The sequence below is a fragment of the Shewanella sp. SM71 genome (assembly GCF_025653905.1).
Classification (GTDB): Bacteria; Pseudomonadota; Gammaproteobacteria; order Enterobacterales; family Shewanellaceae; genus Shewanella; species Shewanella oncorhynchi.
Map to the genome: position 1 here is coordinate 24,058 of NZ_JAKKRW010000005.1, position 20,030 is coordinate 44,087.

General features: G+C 43.1%; 20 protein-coding genes. 11 read left to right on the top strand and 9 right to left on the bottom strand.

The genetic code is table 11. The features are described 5' to 3' along the window. Positions 1-29: 29 nt before the first annotated feature. The gene (locus L5L97_RS06160; RefSeq protein WP_263163022.1) at positions 30-437 is read right to left on the bottom strand and encodes a YccF domain-containing protein; all 408 of its coding nucleotides are present in this window, start codon (positions 435-437) and stop codon (positions 30-32) included. Positions 438-704: 267 nt separating this feature from the next. Here L5L97_RS06160 and L5L97_RS06165 point away from each other — a divergent pair, with 267 nt between their 5' ends. The 4 genes from L5L97_RS06165 (at position 705) to L5L97_RS06180 (ending at position 5,256) form a co-directional block, all read left to right on the top strand. Next, a complete protein-coding gene (locus tag L5L97_RS06165; RefSeq protein ID WP_263181452.1) occupies positions 705-1,733 on the top strand; it encodes a pyridoxal-phosphate dependent enzyme in 1,029 nt (342 codons plus the stop codon). An 81-nt stretch (positions 1,734-1,814) separates the two neighbouring features. Beyond that, entirely contained in the window at positions 1,815-2,528 is a 714-nt protein-coding gene (locus L5L97_RS06170; protein ID WP_131525016.1) for an NrtR DNA-binding winged helix domain-containing protein, read from the top strand. A 357-nt stretch (positions 2,529-2,885) separates the two neighbouring features. Continuing rightward, a complete protein-coding gene (gene prs, locus L5L97_RS06175; RefSeq protein ID WP_263181454.1) occupies positions 2,886-3,773 on the top strand; it encodes a ribose-phosphate diphosphokinase in 888 nt (295 codons plus the stop codon). A 10-nt stretch (positions 3,774-3,783) separates the two neighbouring features. Next, the gene (locus L5L97_RS06180; protein WP_263181455.1) at positions 3,784-5,256 is read left to right on the top strand and encodes a nicotinate phosphoribosyltransferase; all 1,473 of its coding nucleotides are present in this window, start codon (positions 3,784-3,786) and stop codon (positions 5,254-5,256) included. 157 nt (positions 5,257-5,413) lie between these two features. Here the strand turns inward: L5L97_RS06180 and L5L97_RS06185 are convergent, their stop codons facing one another. The 5 genes from L5L97_RS06185 to L5L97_RS06205 form a co-directional block, all read right to left on the bottom strand. After that, positions 5,414-5,674 carry a hypothetical protein gene (locus tag L5L97_RS06185; protein WP_011789018.1) on the bottom strand — a complete coding sequence of 87 codons (261 nt, stop codon included), beginning with the start codon at positions 5,672-5,674 and terminating at the stop codon, positions 5,414-5,416. Positions 5,675-5,983: 309 nt separating this feature from the next. Beyond that, positions 5,984-6,157, bottom strand: a complete 174-nt coding sequence (locus tag L5L97_RS06190; protein WP_006082106.1) for a hypothetical protein — start codon at positions 6,155-6,157, stop codon at positions 5,984-5,986. A gap of 726 nt (positions 6,158-6,883) precedes the next feature. Continuing rightward, positions 6,884-7,606, bottom strand: a complete 723-nt coding sequence (locus L5L97_RS06195) for a ChrR family anti-sigma-E factor (protein WP_263168169.1) — start codon at positions 7,604-7,606, stop codon at positions 6,884-6,886. Continuing rightward, positions 7,599-8,261 carry a sigma-70 family RNA polymerase sigma factor gene (locus L5L97_RS06200; RefSeq protein ID WP_028759609.1) on the bottom strand — a complete coding sequence of 221 codons (663 nt, stop codon included), beginning with the start codon at positions 8,259-8,261 and terminating at the stop codon, positions 7,599-7,601. The genes L5L97_RS06195 and L5L97_RS06200 overlap by 8 nt, the downstream gene beginning before the upstream one ends. A 145-nt stretch (positions 8,262-8,406) precedes the next feature. Then, on the bottom strand, positions 8,407-8,958 hold the full coding sequence (locus L5L97_RS06205) for an LON peptidase substrate-binding domain-containing protein (protein ID WP_028759610.1): 552 nt from the start codon (positions 8,956-8,958) through the stop codon (positions 8,407-8,409). Between the two features lie 101 nt (positions 8,959-9,059). On the opposite strand from L5L97_RS06205, the gene L5L97_RS06210 reads away from it, so the two are divergent. Both L5L97_RS06210 and L5L97_RS06215 read left to right on the top strand, forming a co-directional pair. After that, the gene (locus tag L5L97_RS06210) at positions 9,060-9,674 is read left to right on the top strand and encodes a class I SAM-dependent methyltransferase (protein WP_263181456.1); all 615 of its coding nucleotides are present in this window, start codon (positions 9,060-9,062) and stop codon (positions 9,672-9,674) included. A gap of 303 nt (positions 9,675-9,977) precedes the next feature. Then, positions 9,978-10,922, top strand: coding sequence for a chemotaxis protein CheV (locus L5L97_RS06215; RefSeq protein WP_105252200.1), 945 nt, complete (start codon positions 9,978-9,980; stop codon positions 10,920-10,922). Positions 10,923-11,106: 184 nt separating this feature from the next. Here L5L97_RS06215 and L5L97_RS06220 read toward each other — a convergent pair whose 3' ends face one another. Both L5L97_RS06220 and L5L97_RS06225 read right to left on the bottom strand, forming a co-directional pair. Further along, positions 11,107-11,748 carry a hypothetical protein gene (locus L5L97_RS06220; RefSeq protein ID WP_263181458.1) on the bottom strand — a complete coding sequence of 214 codons (642 nt, stop codon included), beginning with the start codon at positions 11,746-11,748 and terminating at the stop codon, positions 11,107-11,109. Positions 11,749-11,799: 51 nt separating this feature from the next. Next, positions 11,800-12,159 (bottom strand): DUF2750 domain-containing protein, encoded by a 360-nt coding sequence (locus L5L97_RS06225; protein WP_028759614.1) that lies wholly within the window; start codon positions 12,157-12,159, stop codon positions 11,800-11,802. Between the two features lie 419 nt (positions 12,160-12,578). On the opposite strand from L5L97_RS06225, the gene L5L97_RS06230 reads away from it, so the two are divergent. After that, positions 12,579-13,877 carry a lytic murein transglycosylase gene (locus L5L97_RS06230; RefSeq protein ID WP_168827435.1) on the top strand — a complete coding sequence of 433 codons (1,299 nt, stop codon included), beginning with the start codon at positions 12,579-12,581 and terminating at the stop codon, positions 13,875-13,877. A 138-nt stretch (positions 13,878-14,015) separates the two neighbouring features. Beyond that, the gene (locus L5L97_RS06235; RefSeq protein WP_105252202.1) at positions 14,016-14,504 is read left to right on the top strand and encodes a peptidylprolyl isomerase; all 489 of its coding nucleotides are present in this window, start codon (positions 14,016-14,018) and stop codon (positions 14,502-14,504) included. Between the two features lie 194 nt (positions 14,505-14,698). Here the strand turns inward: L5L97_RS06235 and L5L97_RS06240 are convergent, their stop codons facing one another. Beyond that, complete coding sequence (locus tag L5L97_RS06240; RefSeq protein ID WP_263181459.1) at positions 14,699-16,642, bottom strand: M1 family metallopeptidase; 1,944 nt, start codon at positions 16,640-16,642, stop codon at positions 14,699-14,701. 253 nt (positions 16,643-16,895) lie between these two features. Between L5L97_RS06240 and L5L97_RS06245 the strand changes: the two genes are divergently transcribed. The 3 genes from L5L97_RS06245 (at position 16,896) to ushA (ending at position 19,990) form a co-directional block, all read left to right on the top strand. Then, positions 16,896-17,123, top strand: a complete 228-nt coding sequence (locus tag L5L97_RS06245; protein WP_006082094.1) for a DUF3389 family protein — start codon at positions 16,896-16,898, stop codon at positions 17,121-17,123. 92 nt (positions 17,124-17,215) lie between these two features. Next, positions 17,216-17,887, top strand: a complete 672-nt coding sequence (locus L5L97_RS06250) for an alpha/beta hydrolase (RefSeq protein WP_219255626.1) — start codon at positions 17,216-17,218, stop codon at positions 17,885-17,887. Between the two features lie 363 nt (positions 17,888-18,250). Then, the gene (gene ushA, locus L5L97_RS06255; protein WP_263181460.1) at positions 18,251-19,990 is read left to right on the top strand and encodes a bifunctional UDP-sugar hydrolase/5'-nucleotidase UshA; all 1,740 of its coding nucleotides are present in this window, start codon (positions 18,251-18,253) and stop codon (positions 19,988-19,990) included. The last annotated feature ends 40 nt before the right edge of the window (positions 19,991-20,030 follow it).

Below are 20,030 nucleotides of genomic sequence, written 5' to 3' on the forward strand. Positions count from 1 at the left end.
GTGAATAGCGCAGTTAACACATTGTCTTATTAAGCTTTAGCCACTACGGTTTGGCCTATCGGTGTGAGGCTGATTAAAGCTAACTTAAGATGTTGTATCCCAAAGGGAATACCGATAATCGTCACAAAACAAGCTAAGGCGTGGACCAAATGCCCTATGGCTAACCAGATCCCAAACAGTAAGAACCAAATGATATTTCCTACCATGCCTAATGCACCTGTGCCCAAGTCTTCACGTCCAGTTAAGTGGCGACGGTTCATTTGTTCTTGGCCGAAGGGCCAAAAGGTCATTTCGCCGATAACAAAACAGGCGCGGCCGAAGGGAATACCAATGATACTGATAAAACACAGGATACCTGCGAGCCACCAAGCGAGTCCCATCACAAATCCGCCGAGTACAAACCAAGCTATGTTGAATATTAAGCGTAATACAGCCATTGAAAGCTCCTTATGTTTACCCTGTTAGCCTTTATCGTTAGCTTCGATAAATTGAATATATGTCAATGTCTAAGCGATAACTATGCCAACTATTTAAATTGTTCATAATCAATTGGTTAATTATATGTATTCGAGATTCATGTGTCATTTTCACTAGTTTTTCGCCAAATTGATAATTTCTTAAGGGCGTAACAGGAAGGGCGGAGTTACACTAGCCTTCCCTTAACTGGTTTAAAAACCAGAGAATTTAATCGTTTGAGTAGCTTGATGTTTGCAAATTCCCCTGTCGATACATTTGCCTTTGCTGGCAGAGACATATTCCTAAAACGTGATGATTTACTGCATCCGGCGTTTAGTGGCAATAAAGCTCGCAAATTCGGCTATTTTTTAGATCATGAATTTGCAGGCATCAGCAAGGTGATAGGTCACGGCTCGCCATTGGCTAACTCACTGTATTCATTGTCAACATTAGCGAAGATGAAAGGCTGGCAATGTGATTTTTATGTAGATCATATTGCCAGTCAAGTGGTTAAACATCCTACGGGCAATTACGCTGCCGCTTTAGCGAATGGCGCTAATATTATCGATTTAAGTGTGTTAATAGCACAAAAGCAGGCGTGCACTCAGTCGCAATCTGAGCCTCACGTTTTGTCAAATCTTAATGCTAGGCCTGACCCTACTGCGCAAGTGGGCGATGTGCGACTGAGTTGCCCAGATTATATCGAGGCTCAAGTACTCGTGAATGAGCCGACGGCGCTTTTTATCCCAGAGGGGGGGCGCTGTGCTTACGCCGAATACGGGATAAATAGATTGGCGCAAGAGATAGTACAGTTTGCGCAGGCGAATGGATTGGTTGATTTAACGGTGTTTTTACCTTCGGGGACGGGAACGACTGCGTTATTTTTAAATCAGTATTTTATCCGTCAGCAAACGGATATTCGTGTCGTGACTTGTGCCGTTGTCGGTGGCGATGATTATTTGCGCTTGCAATTTTCGTTGCTTAATACCAATACCAGTGAGCATCCACAGATTGTTAATGTCGGCAAGAAATATCATTTTGGTAAACTTTATCCGGAATTTTATGCCATGTGGCAGCGGGTCTGCGCCTCAGGCGTGCAGTTTGAATTACTCTACGATCCCTTAGGTTTTATTGTGCTTGAGGAATATTTACAAGGCGGAGGTTCTCGTCCTGTGATGTATATCCACCAAGGTGGCTTACTCGGGAACGAGACCATGTTGCCACGTTATCAGCGTAAATTTGGGCAAAGTGGCTCATCCTGTGCCTCTGATCATTGACTTAGTGACGCTAAGACATAATATGTTTGAAGCTGTGTAATGCTAAGTTAAGCTGATGATTTGGAACGATGAGAAATATCAATGACTGAAGCGGAATATCTCGCCAATTACGATCCTAAGGTTTTTAAGGCTCAGCTACTGACAGTGGATGCAGTATTGTTTACCTATCACGATCAGCAACTTAAAGTACTCCTAGTACAACGCTCAAATCATCCATTTTTAGGTTTATGGGGATTACCTGGAGGGTTTATCGATGAAAATTGCGATCAATCCCTTGAGCAAACAGTATTACGTAAACTGCATGAGAAAACCGCGGTAGTACCACCTTATATTGAGCAGCTCTGTACTGTGGGTAATCGTGGTCGCGATGTAAGAGGCTGGTCCGTGACTGTGTGTTATACCGCCTTGATGAGTTATCAAGCTTGCCAAATTCAGATTGATTCAGTGAGTGATGTTAAGTGGTGGCCATTAGCAGATGTGTTGCAGATGCCCTTGGCGTTTGATCATTTGCAGTTAATTGAGCAAGCGCGGGAACGCTTAACACAGAAAGCCTTATATTCTTTAGTGCCAGGATTTGCACTGTCTGAACCTTTTACCTTGCCAGAACTGCAGCATGTTCATGAGGTTTTACTGGGCAAGCCTATCCAAGGTAAATCTTTTCGTCGGCGGGTTGAACAGGCCGATTTATTGATCGATACGGGATTAAAGCGCACCGAACGTGGTCGTCCTGCTAATTTATACCGCTTGAAACCCAATACCGCATCGTATCGCTTCTTAAGAAATTTAGAATGTTGATCACAGTGAATGTGGATTTAAGCCAGATATTCGCCTTGCTCAATATGAGTTACGGCGACTGCTTATGCCTTATTCATGGTGACTTTGAATCAGTAAAGGCTGTTTAATTACTGATTTTGCCTTAATGTCTCAGGTTCTTGTATTACTCGAACCCCATATTGTGGCTTCTTAGTTGTCTTTCCAACTAATAGTGTCTAAAAGACACTATATGCCATTTAAGCATAACATTTCAGGTTGCTCCGTTTGAAATAGTCTAAAAATCAACTTTACACCATAATGTCTTTAAGACACTATTGTTCATGTAGACAACAAGGGCGCCGTCAATTTCGGCAATCTTGCCACAGACAGGAGGTTACTATGTCTCAACGTATTCAAACATCTCAAGATGCTTCTCACGCTCAATGTTCGCAAGCCGATTTTTATCGGTTACCCGCAGCTAGCGATGAGACTCACTACCGTTTATTTCAATTTGGTGCGGGGGAAAACCACGTTCAACTACTGGTTCCTCCAGCGAAACGCGTCACAGTTTTCTTCGGTTATCGTGGCGATCATTCCATCATGCAGCTCTTGTTGTTAACTGATGCATTGCGTCGCAGTGGTGCAGAGCAAATTGATCTGTTACTGCCTTATATGCCGGGCGCTCGCCAAGATAGAGTGTGTAATCTGGGTGAAGCCTTGTCGGTAAAAGTCTATGCTAGCCTGATTAATCAGCAGCAATATGCTTCGGTCACTGTTTTTGACCCTCACAGCGATGTCACCGCCGCATTGTTAGACCGAGTTCAGGTTATAGACAATCACAGCTTTGTCGCCGCCATCACTGCCCAATTATCGGGTGAGCTAGTGTTAGTCTCGCCCGATGCGGGGGCGAATAAAAAAGTATTCGGCTTAGCTAAAGCGTTACAGGGAATGCCGGTGATCAGGGCCGATAAACATCGTGATGTGGTCAATGGCCATATTATCGCTACCGAAGTGTTCTGTGATGACTTATCGGGTAAAACCTGCTTAATCGTTGACGATATTTGCGCGGGTGGCAGAACCTTTATTGAACTTGCCATCAAATTAAAGCAAAAGGGTGCACAAAGCGTTATTTTGATCGTGTCACATTATGAAGATAAGGCCAGCGAGTTGGTACTGCGCGAGGCGGGCATAGACAGATTATTTTGTACCGATAGTTTAGGTGTCCCCACACATATTTCGAGCGAGTTCTGTCATTGTCATGCTGTTTTGAGTTATATGAATCATTAAGGAAAATATTATGTATTTGAATCCCGTTACTGCCATTGATGGCTACAAAGTCGATCACCGTCGCCAATATCCCGATAATACACAAGTGATTTTTAGTAACCTGACCGCCCGTAAATCCCGTCGTGGTTACACTGACCAAATGGTGTTTTTTGGCTTGCAATATTTTATCAAGCATTTCTTGATCGACAGTTGGAACCGTGATTTCTTTCAACAACCTAAAGAGCAGGTCATTCGCCAATTCTCCCGCCGTATCAATAACTATCTCGGGCCGAATAACGTTGGCACTCAGCATATTGAGGAGTTGCATGATTTAGGCTATTTACCAATTAAAATTATGGCATTACCTGAAGGCTCTGTGTATCCATTAAAAGTGCCTTGCTTGATTTTGTACAATACTGATGAGCGGTTCTTTTGGTTGACCAATTATCTCGAAACCATCCTTTCCGCTAATGTGTGGGGTATGTGCACCAGTGCCACTACCGCGCTGCAATACCGCAAAATATTTGAGGCTTATGCTTTAGAAACCGATGGTGACATCGCATTTGTTGATTGGCAGGGCCATGATTTTAGTTTCCGCGGCATGTATGGTGCAGAGGCTGCGGTAATGAGCGGCGCCGCCCATTTACTCAGTTTTACGGGTACAGATACCATTCCCGCGATTGATTTTCTTGAGCAATATTACCGTGCCGATAGTGATAATGAACTCGTTGGCGGCAGTGTGGCCGCAACGGAGCACAGTGTGATGTGCGCGGGTGGCATGGAGAATGAATTAGAGACGTTCCGCCGTCTGATTGAAGATATTTACCCAACGGGCATTGTCAGCATTGTTTCAGATTCTTGGGATTTTTGGCAGGTGATGACAGAATTCACCTTAGCGTTAAAAGACCGCATTCTTGCCCGCGATGGCAAAGTGGTGTTTAGGCCTGATACCGGTTGCCCTGTGAAGATCATTTGTGGCGATCCACAAGCACCAATCGGGAGTCCTGAATATAAAGGCGCTATTGAGTGTCTGTGGGACGTCTTTGGGGGTAGCACAACTGCCAAAGGTTACAAAGCGCTGAATAGCCATGTTGGACTGATTTATGGCGATTCAATCACCATTGAACGTGCTGAAGCCATTTGTGCCGGATTAAAGGCTAAAGGTTTTGCGTCAACTAATATTGTGTTTGGAATTGGCAGTTTTACCTATCAACACGTGACCCGAGATACTGACGGTTATGCCGTGAAAGCGACCTTTGCGAAAGTTGATGGTAAAGACAGAGAAATATTTAAAGATCCTAAAACAGATGATGGCACTAAAAAATCCGCTAAGGGTTTAGTGGCGGTATTTAAAGATGAGCAGGGTCAATTTTATCTTAAAGATCAAGCCAGCTGGCAAGATGTCAACAATTGCGAGTTTGTCCCCGTATTTGCCGATGGTGAACTATTAACGGAATATTCTTTGGCAGATATTCGCGCAAGGTTGGCAGAGTCTAGAAGTTGAGCCTATCGATTTGTGATTTTTAACGGCTATCGACAATAGCGAAGATAAAACTGGCAATGTGATTTCTATTAGGGTCATATTGTCAGTTAAGTTTTGAATTTATTTTAAGTCGTGTAAGTAAAACGCCCCATAAATAGTCAAATGCAAATACAAGCGATTAAGACAGTAACTGGTTCCGTTTAAGAATTTTATAGGTACGACGGCCAATGTTTTCGAGGTTTTTTAAATCTTTTAGGCTAGGCGTCACCTCACTAAATTGCCAATAACTGATTTCGGCATCTAACATTTCCAGCATTTTCTTCGAACAACCTAAACATTGTCCCTGGCACAGTTGTGCTTCTTCTAAATTGAGTGGAATAGTCTCTTTGATCTGGTTTATCAAGGTTTGCATGGCAATTTGAGTATTGGGTTTTGGCATAGATGATGTGCTGAACAGTATTCATGTGTATGAATATTAGCGGATGCTGCAATGGAAAGAGGTGATCTAACGCTGGATTTGACTCATTTGACTCATTTGGTTCGGCAGGTATCTGTGTGAGAGAGATACAGCCTGAACCAAATGTGCTCGTCATAATGACGTAAAAAAGGATAGCGTGTTCGTGACATTCGGCTATCAGTCTACTTAAGTGCTCGGTACTGCGAAGATAATGGAAACCGATTAAATACACTTGAGTAAACGGGTACTGCGGTATTAATTTTTAACTTATCGTTTTACTTACTTTTTGACTTATTTGTTCGCGGACAATAACCATTTCATAAAGCTGATGGCTTCTGTACGTTTAGAAAAAGTCTGTCTGTTTTTACCTTGACGATCGGTAAAAGCAATTGAGGTTTTATTTACTGAGATTGAATCTACAGGGAAGTTCACTGTAATTTCATGTCCATTAATTTTGTATGACATATGCCACACTCCTTTTTGTTAATTCACCCATAGGTGAGATAGTTGTAACTATAAAATATCCTTAGCAATTGTGCGAAAGATTCGTTCTATTGAGTATCGAGGTTACCCCATCTTTGATTCATTAATCAAGAGATGCTTAATCGATAAATATTTCATGTTGTCGATTACGTCAATGGAATAACTCGATTCAACCAGTTGACCATAGCTTAATGACAATACTATGACAACAAGGAGAACGGTAAGTTCACAGACATAACCACATGATTTTAGTGATATCGAATGATTGAGCTTATGGGGTTTTGCTTGTAGTAGGCTTTCTTTATGAGGACCGAACTCTGATTGCTAAATATCAGGCTGGGTTAAAAAGGTAAACAACAAGGTGTATCTCAAAACGACGTGCAGTATATCAATAAAAATGGCTTATGCAAGTTTAATTTTTATTCTATGTCATTATTTATTTGCCAATGTTGAATTAAAGTGTGTTTTTTGTGGCCATTTACTTGATTTAAAGAGGAATTGCCAGGCCTATTTATGGGTTCGTTTTTATTTTTGTGGTAATTGACTAAGGTTAATATTGCCGTTTTATAGGTAAATGTTATAAAAAATCCCACTAAAATAGGTCATTTTAATGGGATTAATCATAGTCATTTATGTAATGGAATTATTAAACTGAATTTATAAATGAATCTATGCGTTTGCTGTTGTTTAAAAACTCAGTCAAAAGGTTTAATAAATCAGTTCACCTATGGGATTGAGTAGCTTACTCAGACCTTTGGTAAAATGCAGCGGTGCATCTAATACTGTGTAGCATAAGCAACCGTTAATGGTTTTCGGTGAGTGATGGTGTTGGCCGTCGAGCACGATAAAATCACCAGGCACATAGTCACCATTTAGATCGGAAAACTCCCCGGCTAGTAATAGTGTTAGTTCATAACCTTTATGGGTATGTTGGGGGATTTCACCTTGGGCATCTATATGCAATAGGCTAGCGCGGGTGTTCGTTTCATCGACATCAAAACGCATGCGACTGACTTTGCCTAATATTTGCCATGGACGGGCCAAATGCTGACGAAACACCGAGGGCACAGTGTAATTCTGTTGCTTTATGTCGACATCGATAGGGGCGTTATTAGGCACATTTGTCGCTGCCGGTTGAGCCATGATTTGCGCCATCATAGCGTCAATGTCCAATGCCGATTCTTGATTGCCGCCTGAGTGTTGCACCTCAACATACTCTCTGTGCATCAACTCTTCGCCCGTATCATTTGCAGCATGACTGCTATCAGGATTTAATGCTAAATTTGCAGCTTGTTCTGTGAATAGGGCAAGCTGCTCTCGACAAGTCTCACATAGGTCGCAGTGTGCGGATATTGCTATCGCCATTGATAAAGGTAAGTTCCCATTGGCATGGCTGACGAGTAATTCTTGTTGGGGATGATGTTTAATCATTGTGTGTCTCCAAGAAACTTTTCAACTTTTCTAGCCCTAATCTTAAACGGGACTTTATGGTCCCTATTGGTACCTTTAGGGCATCGGCTAGCTCTTGTTGAGTGAGTTCTTGCATGTAAATGCCTTGCACAACTTGTCTTTGTGCTATGGGAAGGGCATCAAGATGTTGGAGTAATTTAGCCGTCAACTTGTGATCAGTGAGTGTGTCCTGAGCCATGGTCGCATCACACAGCGGCCAAATATCATCACCGAAAGTATCTTCTCTATTGTGTTGTACCCGTCTAAGCATATCGAAACATTGATTACGCATAATGGTAAACACCCAAGTTGTCACTGACCCTTTTTCTGCATTATATAGATGAGCCTTAGTCCAAACGCTGGTCATGGTTTCTTGTACTAAATCCATCGCCAACCCTTGTTGATTCAGTCTTTGTAAACCAAATGCTCGGATCTTGGGCATGAAATGCTGGAATAAGTGACCAAAGGCGGCTCTGTCTCGGTTGTCTGCTACTTGTAGCATAAACGTGATTAAAGCATCCGCTTGAGGCTCGCAGGTTTGGGAAGCTGGAATTTCGTTATCCATAGCCGAATTAGTCAGAGACGTGATTGGGACATGATACCGAGTTTGCCTGCTTTGTGATTGAATATTTTCCATTATTTTCGCTCTTATCGCAGTCGTGAGTGCTGAGTGTGATATCAGTAACGACAAAATTGAGAAGTGTGTTGCACTTCTGAGCCCATTTTTGCTGTCAAACTTTCAATCAATACGAAGTGGCTTAAATAAAGGATCATTCACAGTATTATTTAATGACGGCGCGCAATAGATCTCGGGTCATAATATGATCTAAGGCATTAATGCAGGTGTACTTTTCGGATGCTTGTACGGGTAATATTTCTAGCCAGCGCTGGCAGACCCAAGCGATATCATCGAACTGTTCTGTTTGGTAGTGCTTGAGATGTTGCGGATATTCCTTAAGAATGTTTTGTAACATTTGACTCAAGTAACGTTCATCGGTCGCAATACGTACAGCAGGCCAATTGTCGATTAAACTGACGTCTCCGCGCTTTAAACCATCAGCTTCGACACTGATTTTATCAAGTTTAAAGCGTTTTGAACCTTGAATACTGATCCCTAATAGTCCGTCTGGTAAGGTTTCAAAATCAATAATATGCACTAAGGTGCCTATGGGCTGAATGGTTTTACCATCCTCTTCAAGCATACATAAGCCAAAGCCTTGGCCTGACTTTAATGATTCGGCGACCAAGCGCTTATATCTAGGTTCAAATACCCGCAGTTGCGTGTAACCTTCGGGCAATAAACAAATGGGTAATGGAAAAAGAGGTAATTTCATCGTGGCCTCTGGTGAACTTATGTTCCTATCATTACGTACCATAATGGCAGTTCGATCAGTAAAATTATTCAACAGTAGTTTACCCATAGTGAGAGGATGGCATGAAATTAAATCCATTTGAGAAAAAGATCGTTCAGCATCCATTACGTTTTTGGCTACAAAATCATCTCGAAGCGCCCTTATTGACCTCTATGATGCCAAAACCTATGGCTTTGTGCGAACGCGCATTAGAAATAGGTTGTGGGTTTGGTAACGGCATTCAGTTGATCCGCGAACATTTTGGCGCGGGACATATCACGGCCGTGGATATCGACCCTGACATGGTTGCCTCCGCACAATCCCGCTGGCAATCTCGGCCGCAAGGATTAAAAGGGCTGAGTTTCTCGGTTGCTGATGCAACATGTTTACCCTTTGCCGATAGCGAGTTTGATATGGTGTTTGATTTTGCCGTATTTCACCATATTCCAGAGTGGCAAGCGGCCATTAAGGAAGTTGTAAGGGTGCTGAAACCGAACGGATACTTTGTGATAGAGGATTTATATCGTGCCGCAATTTGTAACCCATTGAGCCGGCGCTTATTTGAGCATCCACAACAGAATCGCTTTAATCATAGTGAGTTGTTAACGGTATTGCGCCAGCTGGGATTTGAGATTGTCCGCGATAGAAATGCCTTTAATCTTGCGGGTATGGTGCTCGCCCAGAAAATATTGCGTTAGGCGTTAGGCGTTAGGCGTTAGAGTTGATGCTTAACCTAAATTGAATCGTTAGGATTAAATGATAGCGTTAACACTAAGACCAAATATTAGCAATGCCGCGTATTATCTGAAGATATCAGCTTAGGGATGCAGATATCTGAGATGCGCTAAACGAAGTTTATGGCCGAACTTTGCGAGAGTGGTTGTAATTTTTAGATAAAATAGACTCTCGGCATGGTTCTTCATGGGAGTTTACCGCTATAATTTGAGCTAATCCGTCGCATGTGGGGAAAGGATTTTCCTCAAGAGTAGAGAAGCAGCATTATGGCAAACGTACTTGCAACCGTAGATCAGCGTACCAAACTCGTTGGTGAGAACCGACTTGAGTTGTTGCTCTTTAGCATTAATTCCACGCAGTTATTTGCCATTAACGTCTTTAAAGTCAAAGAAGTCGTCAAGCTTCCTCCCTTGAATGCGATGCCGGGTAGTCATCCGCATATTTCTGGTGTTGCTAATATTCGTGGGATTTCCATCCCCGTGATTGATTTACGTTCGGCCATAGGGTTTAAGCCCGTGCCGCCTAACGAAGATGCCAATATGATCATCACAGAATATAACCGTAGTGTGCAGGGTTTCTTAGTCGGTAAGGTTGAACACATTATCAACATGACTTGGAGCGATATTATGCCGCCGCCGAAAACGGCTGGACGTAATAATTATCTAACGGCAATTACTCGCATAGAGCATCAAGGTCAGTCGCAGTTAGTGTCTATTATCGACGTAGAAAAAGTCTTGGCGGAGATCATTCACTACGATATCCGTTTATCTGAAGGTGTACTCGACGAAACCTTAGTCCATGAAATGCCAGGTAGAAAAATTCTGATTGTGGATGATTCATCGACCGCCAGACGTCAAGTGCGTGAAACGTTAGGCCAACTGGGTATCGAAATTATTGAGGCATCTGATGGCTTACAAGCACTGACGTTATTGCAGAAATGGCGTGATGAAGGTAAACAAGTTGCCAAAGAATTATTGATGATGATTACCGATGCCGAAATGCCCGAAATGGACGGTTATAAGCTCACTTCTGAAGTGCGTAGCGATAAAGCTATGTCGGATTTATTCATCACCTTAAATACTTCGTTGAGTGGCAGTTTTAACCATGCCATGGTTGAAAAAGTGGGCTGTGATAAGTTTATTTCTAAGTTCCAACCGGATTTGCTGGTGGAAGTGGTGCAAGAAAGATTAAGACAAGTGATCAATCACTGATCGCATTTTGAGATTCGAACTATCGGTGATTGACCTTGAGTCGATCATCGGTAGGTTTAGTGCTTTGAATTAACGCTTTAATAACAGTTTTTAATACGGTCTTTGAATCACATTCTTTCAACTGCTACTTTTTTAACTGCTTTTCTGCAAACATCTGCCAACCCACTACCTGTAACATGCGTGGTTATAACGCTAATTCGGCTGCTACATCGTGTAATACTTGGCGCTTCATTTCTTTGGCGGCGGCGATATGGATACGGGCGAGCCTTAAGGCATAGTTGAATCTTGCTCGACCGACGAGGCTTACCAGTTCGGCAAAAAACTGTGGATCTAAAGTGAATTGCGTCGAATAGTATTGGATAGCGGCATTGACTGAATTAAAAGTCACGCCATCGAATTCAAAACCTGCGCTATAACCTTGGTCGTCAATTTCTTCGCCCTCTAATACCAGTGGCCAACTGGGCGCATTGATACGGTCGCGGGCAATTTGGTACATCATCCAAGCACTTTTTTTAAAACCTTCAAACACTTTGCAGGAGAATTCGGACTCAGCAAGCTCTTCTTCGGTCCAATTAATCCCAATGGCGAGGTGTTTCGCATAAATACGCATCAGTGCATCTTTGACGGCCATACGACAATCCCAAATGGAGCTAAGAGTATGTTGTTTGGCTAATCGCAAACATTCGCTGCAGGCGGGCACAGCTAACGAAGCATGTGGTGTATGTGTGTGTGCGATATATTCGAAGTGTTGATGGCTCGGTTCGCCACAAAACCAGCAAGTATGGCGTTTGTCGAAGGGAATATCGATAAGCGGAATAGCAGACATCAAGGAATGAGCACCTCAGTCCTTGATGTCATCAATGGCATACTGAAGCGATTAAACTTCTTCAACATCAACCAAATCTTTTGCTAAAACAATCGGATCAAGTTCAAGACAATCTTCATCGGTTTGCCAATCAACACCGATCAATACACCATCGTCGTTTAGATCTGAGACCCAATATTCTAGAAATTCTTCTAATGAAATAGAAACGGGTTGATAGTCGTGCCATTCGTCGCTGCAATGGGATTTTGCAGTAGCTTCATTTGACCATAATGGCATCACATCTGTGTCTTCAAATTCTGAAGAATCACAAACGACCCAGCCTTCGCCAGTTTCATCCATTAGACCCCAAAGCGTCTGATGTTGTTTTACATTTTTGATAAAGCCAGCCAAAGCCGCATTGATTTCAGTCATGATAGGTCTCTTTGATGTGTGCTGTTAACTTATCCATTATACGGTAACGTGCTGCGATACCAAGGGATTCTTTGTTAAGAATTTTTTTGTGTTGGATAACTGAGCAATAAGCCTATGCCGCAAGGTATTTATGGCGATAAGGATTGTGTTACGTGTCACTATGGGTCAGGATTATCGATAATGAGTCGCCTTGGTACAGGCTGTTTTACTGACTAAATGTGGCTTAGATAGGGGCTTTACGTAGCGGAGAAACGTGTCTTCTATGCTTTTGGCCGTTAAAGGTGTTTTGGATTCTAACCTTTAACTCGTTATGCCAAGGCGAATATCTCTCTAGGGCAATTCCCTCTTGAAGACGGAATATTGTCGTGTTTAGCCACAACAGTGTGATTGTTGTGAGATCAAATATTGGAGTTGTTGATTTGATTAAAATTAAAGGGTTAACTTATCTGTTTGCGAGTATTGCCGCCTGTGTCAGTCTGAGTGCCTGTTCAAGTGCGCCAACGGCGAGTGCTAATGCAACCAGCTCTAAAGCAAGTGGCATAGCTGCTGAAGTCAATCAAATGCCCGATATCAGTGTTAGTGTACAATCTAATGCTGAGGCGTTTCCAATGTGCTTGACTGGACTGCAAGCGCGGGCACGTGCAGAAGGCCTGTCAGAGGCGACGATAAACTCTACCATTGCGAACTTGAAATTTGTCCCTCGAGTGATTGAGCTGGACCAACAGCAACCCGAATTCAGCCAGACATTTGATAATTATTTCAGTAAGCGCGCGACCGAATGGCGGGTCAATGAAGGCCGCCGCTTACTGCAAAAGCACAGTGTTCTACTCAATCAATTAGCGCAAAAATACGGTGTCCCGCCGCAATATATCTTGTCTTTTTGGGGGCTGGAAACGAACTACGGTTCCTATAAAGGCAAAATGTCGGTATTGAATTCGCTGGCGACTTTGGCCTGTGAGCCACGCCGTAGCAATTATTTCACCATAGAGCTGATGCAAGCCTTAAAACTGAAAGAAAAGTATCAGTTTGATGATGACACTATGGTGGGATCATGGGCAGGTGCTATGGGACATACGCAATTTATGCCTTCTGCGTATGCCAAATATGCAGTCGATGGTGATGGGGACGGTAAGGCCGATTTATGGAATAGCACCACAGATGCGCTCACTTCTGCCGCGAACTTTTTGCAGCACTTAGGTTGGCAGCGTAATCAGCGTTGGGGGCGTGAAGTTTTGTTGCCAAAGGATTTTAGTTACAGTCATTTAGGTGCGAAACAGCCCTTGTCGTTATCGGAATGGGCAGCGCTCAATGTAACGCAGTCGAATGGGCAACCTTTGCCTGCCGTCGATATTCAAGCTGCGCTGTATTTGCCTGCGGGACACACAGGCCCAGCCTTTTTAGGTTATGAGAATTTTAATGTGATCATGCGTTGGAATCGCTCCGAATTTTATGCCATTACGGTTGGGCACTTGGCCGATCGTATTAATGGTGGACAACCCTTGACAGTCAGTCCGCCTGAGCAACCACGCTTAAGCCGCGAGCAAGTAAAGCAACTGCAAACAAAACTGAACGAGGCTGGATTTGATGTTGGTAAGCCTGATGGCGTGTTGGGACGTAACTCTATGGCAGGGTTGCAAGCCTTTCAACGTAGCAAACAGATGATTGCCGATGGCTTCCCAAGCCCAGAGGTGTTTACCGCTTTAGGATTATCACTTTAGTTACAGTAGCTACTGTAGCCAAAGAGCGCTCGCTGCGGGTTTTGAGTGCTTTGAGGCCGGATAAAAAAGTGGAGTGAAAAGCGCAGTTTTGTTAAGCTCGGCCCACAATTGAAATCGAAGAAAATCAAAGGATATTCGATGAGCATTAAAGACGATATGGTTGTGCAGTTTAACTACACACTGCGCGACGAGAAAGGTGAAGTGATCGAGACGAACGAAGGTCGCGATCCGATTGCCTATTTACACGGTCATGACAACATGATGCCAGGTGTAGAAAACGCGATAAACGGTAAAGCCATAGGTGAAAAGTTCACTGTAACCTTGCCTGCTGCTGAAACCTACGGTGAGCGTGTAGCGGATGCTGACGCACACCAACGTGTGTCAGTTAAGCATTTACTGGGTGCGACAGTGTGGAAACCAGGCATGACAGCAGTGGTTAATACCGACCAAGGTCAGCGCCAAGTGACTATCGTTAAAATGGGTAAGTTTATGGCGACTGTGGATGTAAACCATCCATTAGCCGGCCGCGAACTGACATTTGATATTGAAGTCGTAGGTGCCCGTGATGCGAGTGATGAAGAAATCGCCCACGGCCATGCCCATGGTGCAGGTGGTCATCACCACTAATCTTTAGGCTTCGGGCTCGGCTTCGAACTTGGCTTTTATCTGACTCCATGTGAGTGGAGTATAAGTTCAGTATGAGTTGAATGAATCGAGGCTAAAGATTAAATAGCAAAAGCCCAAACCTAGGTTTGGGCTTTTTGTTTTTATGGTGCTAATGGCTTAATGATTGTCGCAACCGCTAATGGCTCCTTATCTCGCTAATGGCTATGTTCATGCTCGAGTGGTTTGTCGGCAAACATCATATCTAGGCTTGCTTGGGTTTGGGGATGGTAGCCGCTGTGAGCCTTGAGATAGACACTCTTGGCCCAGTCGTATTTATCAGAGCTTGCTAGCTTTTGATATAAAGGCACGATTAAGCGCATGCGGCCAATATGGGTTAAGTGTTGTTTTAATGCGGGTAGTACTGCGTAATAGCCGTTGTCTAGGGCGAGTGAATACCATGCGAAAGCAATTTCACTGTTGCCAGTGCCCGTAAAATGGAACGCCTTATCTAGCTCGGCAAGTTTGGTTTGATCTAGATTGATCCTTGGCATTTCATTGATGAATCTTAACCACTGGTGGACTGTCCAAGTGCTGGTTTTCAACTCGCTTGCACTGAGTTTACCCTCGAGCCAAGTTTGTCTTTGAGCATCAATATCATCGAAGGCATGGGAATTAGGCGGCACAAGAAATGACGGTAAACCTTGACCTTCAATCCAAGTATCCACTTCGCCTTCACTGACAAGATGGGGATATTTGTTTAATAGATTCAAAGATAAATATTCACGGAACTGCGCCGTAGTAATACTCTGAAACGCAAAATGATTGAAGTAGCTTTTCACAAAAATGTCGAAGCGTTCACGGCCAAATTTGTGCTCTAAAAATATTAAGAACAACTGGCCTTTTACATAAGGGACACCGCTGAAGGCTTCGTCGGGCGAACGTTTACCGAGATCGAGATGTAGCACTGAATCGGCAGGAGTGAGCTCTTCAAGTTCGGCAAGCAATTCAGAGTAGCCGATGGTTTGCTCCATCAGTGCCCGGTCGCGGCCATAGAGGTCTTCCATGATGCGATTCTCAACATAGGTCGTAAAACCTTCATTAAGCCAGAGATCGCGCCAAGTGGCATTCGTCACTAAATTACCCGACCACGAGTGCGCAAGTTCGTGGGCGATGAGGCTCACTAAGCTTTTATCACCCGCGATCACTGTGGGTGTAATAAAAGACAAACGCGGGTTTTCCATGCCGCCAAAGGGGAAACTTGGTGGCAAGATAAGTAAGTCATAACGTCCCCAAGGGTAATCGCCATAACGTTTAGCCGCGATTTTGATCATTTCTGGCGTGTCGGCAAATTCTTTGCTCGCTTTGTCGAGGATCTCTGGCTCAGCCCAAATGCCCGAGATGTTATCTAAGGGTGCAAACTTTAAATGTCCTGCCGCAATAGCAATCAAATAAGCTGGAATAGCCTGCGGCATAGTGAATTGGGTCTGAGTGCTCGACAGGGTTTTGCGATCGGCACTCATGACCACAGTGATGGCTTTATCGGCAGTAATTATTGCGCTATAGGTTTGGCGAACGGCTGGCGTATCTTGCAGTGGGATCCAACTGCGGGCGTGAATCGCCTGACTCTGACTGAACATAAAAGGCAACTCTTTACCTTGGGTTTGCTCAGGGGTTAACCATTGAATACCAGACGGATTATTCGATGTGTGATAATTGATTTTGACCTTTTGACTATTTTCATCAGCAAGTTTGATGGTTAGCGCGGCGCCTTTTACATCGCTCGCTTTGGCTAACGTGAAGGGCACGCTTTGCCATTCCCCAGCTGTATTTAAAGCACTTACGCTGTTAATCGTCAGATCTCGAGTATCTAAGATGAGTTCTTTCCCCGCCTTATGCCAAGCTAAATCGAGGGTGGCTTCACCGGATAAGCGGTTTTGCTTAAAATCGACGGTAAGGGCTAGTTCCAAATGACTCACGCTGACTTCAGTGTAATTGGCGTAGGTCAGTGCATCTTGGTTCTGCTGCGTATCAGCTTGTACAACAGTTGCAGTAGGCTCAGTGGTTAAGGTATTTGGAGTGCTATTGGCATAAGCGCAGGGAAGTAGTTGCAGGGCAAAGACTAGGGTGCTGCAAAGGACTGTTCGGCGAAGTGAAAGCATTATTTATAGTAGCCTAATGATGAAGTATGTTAGTTCGAGTTTGGGGTGATAAGACCATCAATTCAGCTTGGTTTTCTGTTAACCCACTCTATTAGCGCAAAAGTTTACCTGATAATTCACTGGATTTGTTATCTCACTGTTAGCTCAAATGTAATCAAACTTTAATGGCTTGAATGCTGGTCAGGAAATGCGATCGGTAAAAGAGCACAAGTTTGCTATGATGACGGCGTTTTCACATAGGGCGGTTATCATAATGGTGTTAGATTTTTCGCAGGGTAAGTTAATCGTTACTGAGTTTGAGGTTCAAGTACGCCTCAACGTTGCCAGTATCGTTCTGCAAGCGAGTGCTGAGGATATCGGCTTGAGACGTCAGCCTCCTATGCTGATCGCCGATGGTGGCGGTGTACGTTGGAGCTTAGTATTGGACTCAAATGCTCAGTTACGTGCGATTCAAGATGTGCTGGGCATGGATGCTGAATAACCTGTGCCCGAGTGGTGATGAGTGTTTAACGTATAGATTTATCATCATTTTTTAGTTGATGAGTGTTTAATATCGAATTGGGAATTTTTAGTATGTCAGTTTCTCTTGAGCGTATTGTTGTCGAACCTAAGACGCCTGCTACGGCTGTGGTTATTTGGTTACATGGATTAGGGGATTCGGGGGCCGGATTTGCTCCCGTAGTGCCTGCATTAGGCTTACCTGTAGATCATGCTATTCGATTTATTTTTCCCCATGCACCAGAGCAAGCAGTGACCATTAATGGTGGCTACGTTATGCGCGCTTGGTACGATATTAAAAGCATGGATTTGCATGACAGAGCCGATATGCAAGGCGTGCTTGAGTCGGAAAAAAGGGTTGCTGCATTAATTAATGAACAAATCGCGGCGGGTATTGCGAGTCAACGTATCGTATTAGCGGGATTCAGTCAGGGTGGAGTAATGAGTTTATTCTCTGGACTGCGTTTCCCTGAGCCACTTGCAGGGATTATGGCGTTGTCTTGCTATTTGCCGACGGGCGATGTGTTACCCGCTGAATTAAGTGCGGCGAATCGCAATACACCCATATTACAGCAACACGGTCTACAGGATGATGTTGTACCATTATCCGCTGGAATGTTAGCAAAAGAAGCCTTAACGGCGGGCGGCTATCATGTTACGTGGCAGACTTATCCAATGCCTCATTCTGTCATTCCTGAACAATTGAAAGCGATTTCTAAGTGGTTATTACAGCGATTTGAAATGTAGATAAGTCTAATTGCTGATAAAAGCAGCATGCGGTAAGTTGAAATTTACCCATGCTTGTTTTTTTAAAGGAACAATCGCGATGTTTTTTCATATTTCCTAAGTTATTTATAACAAACGATTAAAATCCATTTATTCCATTTTTATTTTGTATTCTCTAAATATATAAAAATCAGTCATTCAGCTTATTTTCTATATGAAACAAATCCTTCTTAAAATACCCGCCAAATTTCATGTAAATGTCAAGTTATTAATAAAAATGACACAATTTATCTTTATTATTTGCTATTATCCGTGACGCTGAACTTGATGGAGTTCACGGCAATCTTTCTATGATAAAATAATTAAAATCAAGGGGTTGATGTAATGAGACATATGCTTATTAAAGGATTAGTTGCAACTGCTGTTCTCGCTGCACTTGCGGGTTGTAATAATAGTGATGACGATAAAGTTCCAACAACGTGTGCTGAAGCGGGAAGCGCTTGCACAACATTTACCGTTTTACATACCAATGACAACCATGGCCGTTTCTGGCAAAACATTGATGGTGAATATGGTTTAGCCGCTCAGAAAACTCTGGTTGATCAAATTCGTAATGATGTAAAGAGTAAAGGCGGTGAGGTACTATTACTCTCTGGTGGTGATATAAACACTGGTGTGCCTGAGTCCGATATGCAAAATGCTGTGCCAGATTTTATTGGTATGAACCTAATCGGCTATGATGCAATGGCAGTGGGTAACCACGAGTTTGATAAAAGCTTAAATGTGCTTGATATGCAAGCAAAGTTGGCAAACTTCCCTATGCTGGCTGCAAACATTTATATTAAGGATAAGGATGGTAAGGTAACTGACGAACGTTTATTTGATGCTTATCGCGTATTTGATGTCAATGGCCTAAAAATAGCTGTTATTGGTTTAACGACTAAAGACACCGCTCATCTGGTTAGTCCTGATAATATTTCGACCATTCACTTTGCTGATCCACAGGAAGAAATCCAAAAAACTCTTAAAGAAATTGAATCGAAAGAAAAAGTCGATCTGGTCTTTGCGACTACTCATATGGGGCATTACGCAGATGGCAAGCATGGTTCAGAAGCGCCTGGTGATGTGTTGTTAGCTCGTTCAGTAGCTGAAGGTAAACTGCAGGCAATTATTGGTGGTCATTCACAAAATCCAGTGTGTATGGAACCAGGTACCGACAACAAAGCATACGCTAACTTCAAACCAGGCGATGAGTGTGCTCCAGATAAACAAAATGGTACTTGGATCATGCAAGCCCATGAATGGGGTAAATATGTTGGTCGTGCAGATTTTGAAATGTTTAACGGTAAACTTAATTTGGCTTCTTATAAGTTAGTACCGATTAATTTGGTGGTCAAAGATGACAAAGGTAACGTAGTTAAAGATGATAAAGGTAATAACGTCTTATTTGGTAAGCCTATTGCTGAAGATCCAGTTGTAAAATCAATTCTTTACCCATACCAGCAAAAAGGTCAAGAGTTACTCGGTGTGGTAATTTCCAATACGGATGACTTACTTCAGGGAGATCGTAATGTCGTTCGTGTACAGCAAACTAACTTAGGTCATTTATTGGGTGAAGCTTATCGAACTTATGGTTTAGTTAATGCTGATTTTGGCGTTATGAATTCAGGCGGTATACGAGATTCCATCGCGGCCGGTAATGTGAGCTATCGTGATGTATTGAAAGTACAACCTTTTGGTAACTTTGTAACTAAGGCGACTATGACGGGTAGCGAAGTGGCTGCTTATCTAGGCAAAGTAGGTACTTTGACGAAGGGTGGCTATGCCCAACTAAGCAATATTAGTGTAACCATCGATTGCGATACTGCTACAGCTAATATCAGTGATATCAATAATCGTGGGTTCTCACCAACTGATGAATACAGCTTCTCAATCATTAGTTTTAGTGCTGCCGGCGGTGATGGGTATCCTAAGATTGATGTATTAAATACTCAGCAAACTGACGCTGCTGTTTTACGTGAGTTCTTTGAAAAAAATCCTATGATTAAGGCTGCCGATTACGAGCCTGTGGCTGGTAAAGTCGTTCATCTTAAAAATGGTGTGGTTGTACCCAACTGTTTATAAGATAGTGCTTGATTAAGCTTTAGTTATTCAGCGACCATAA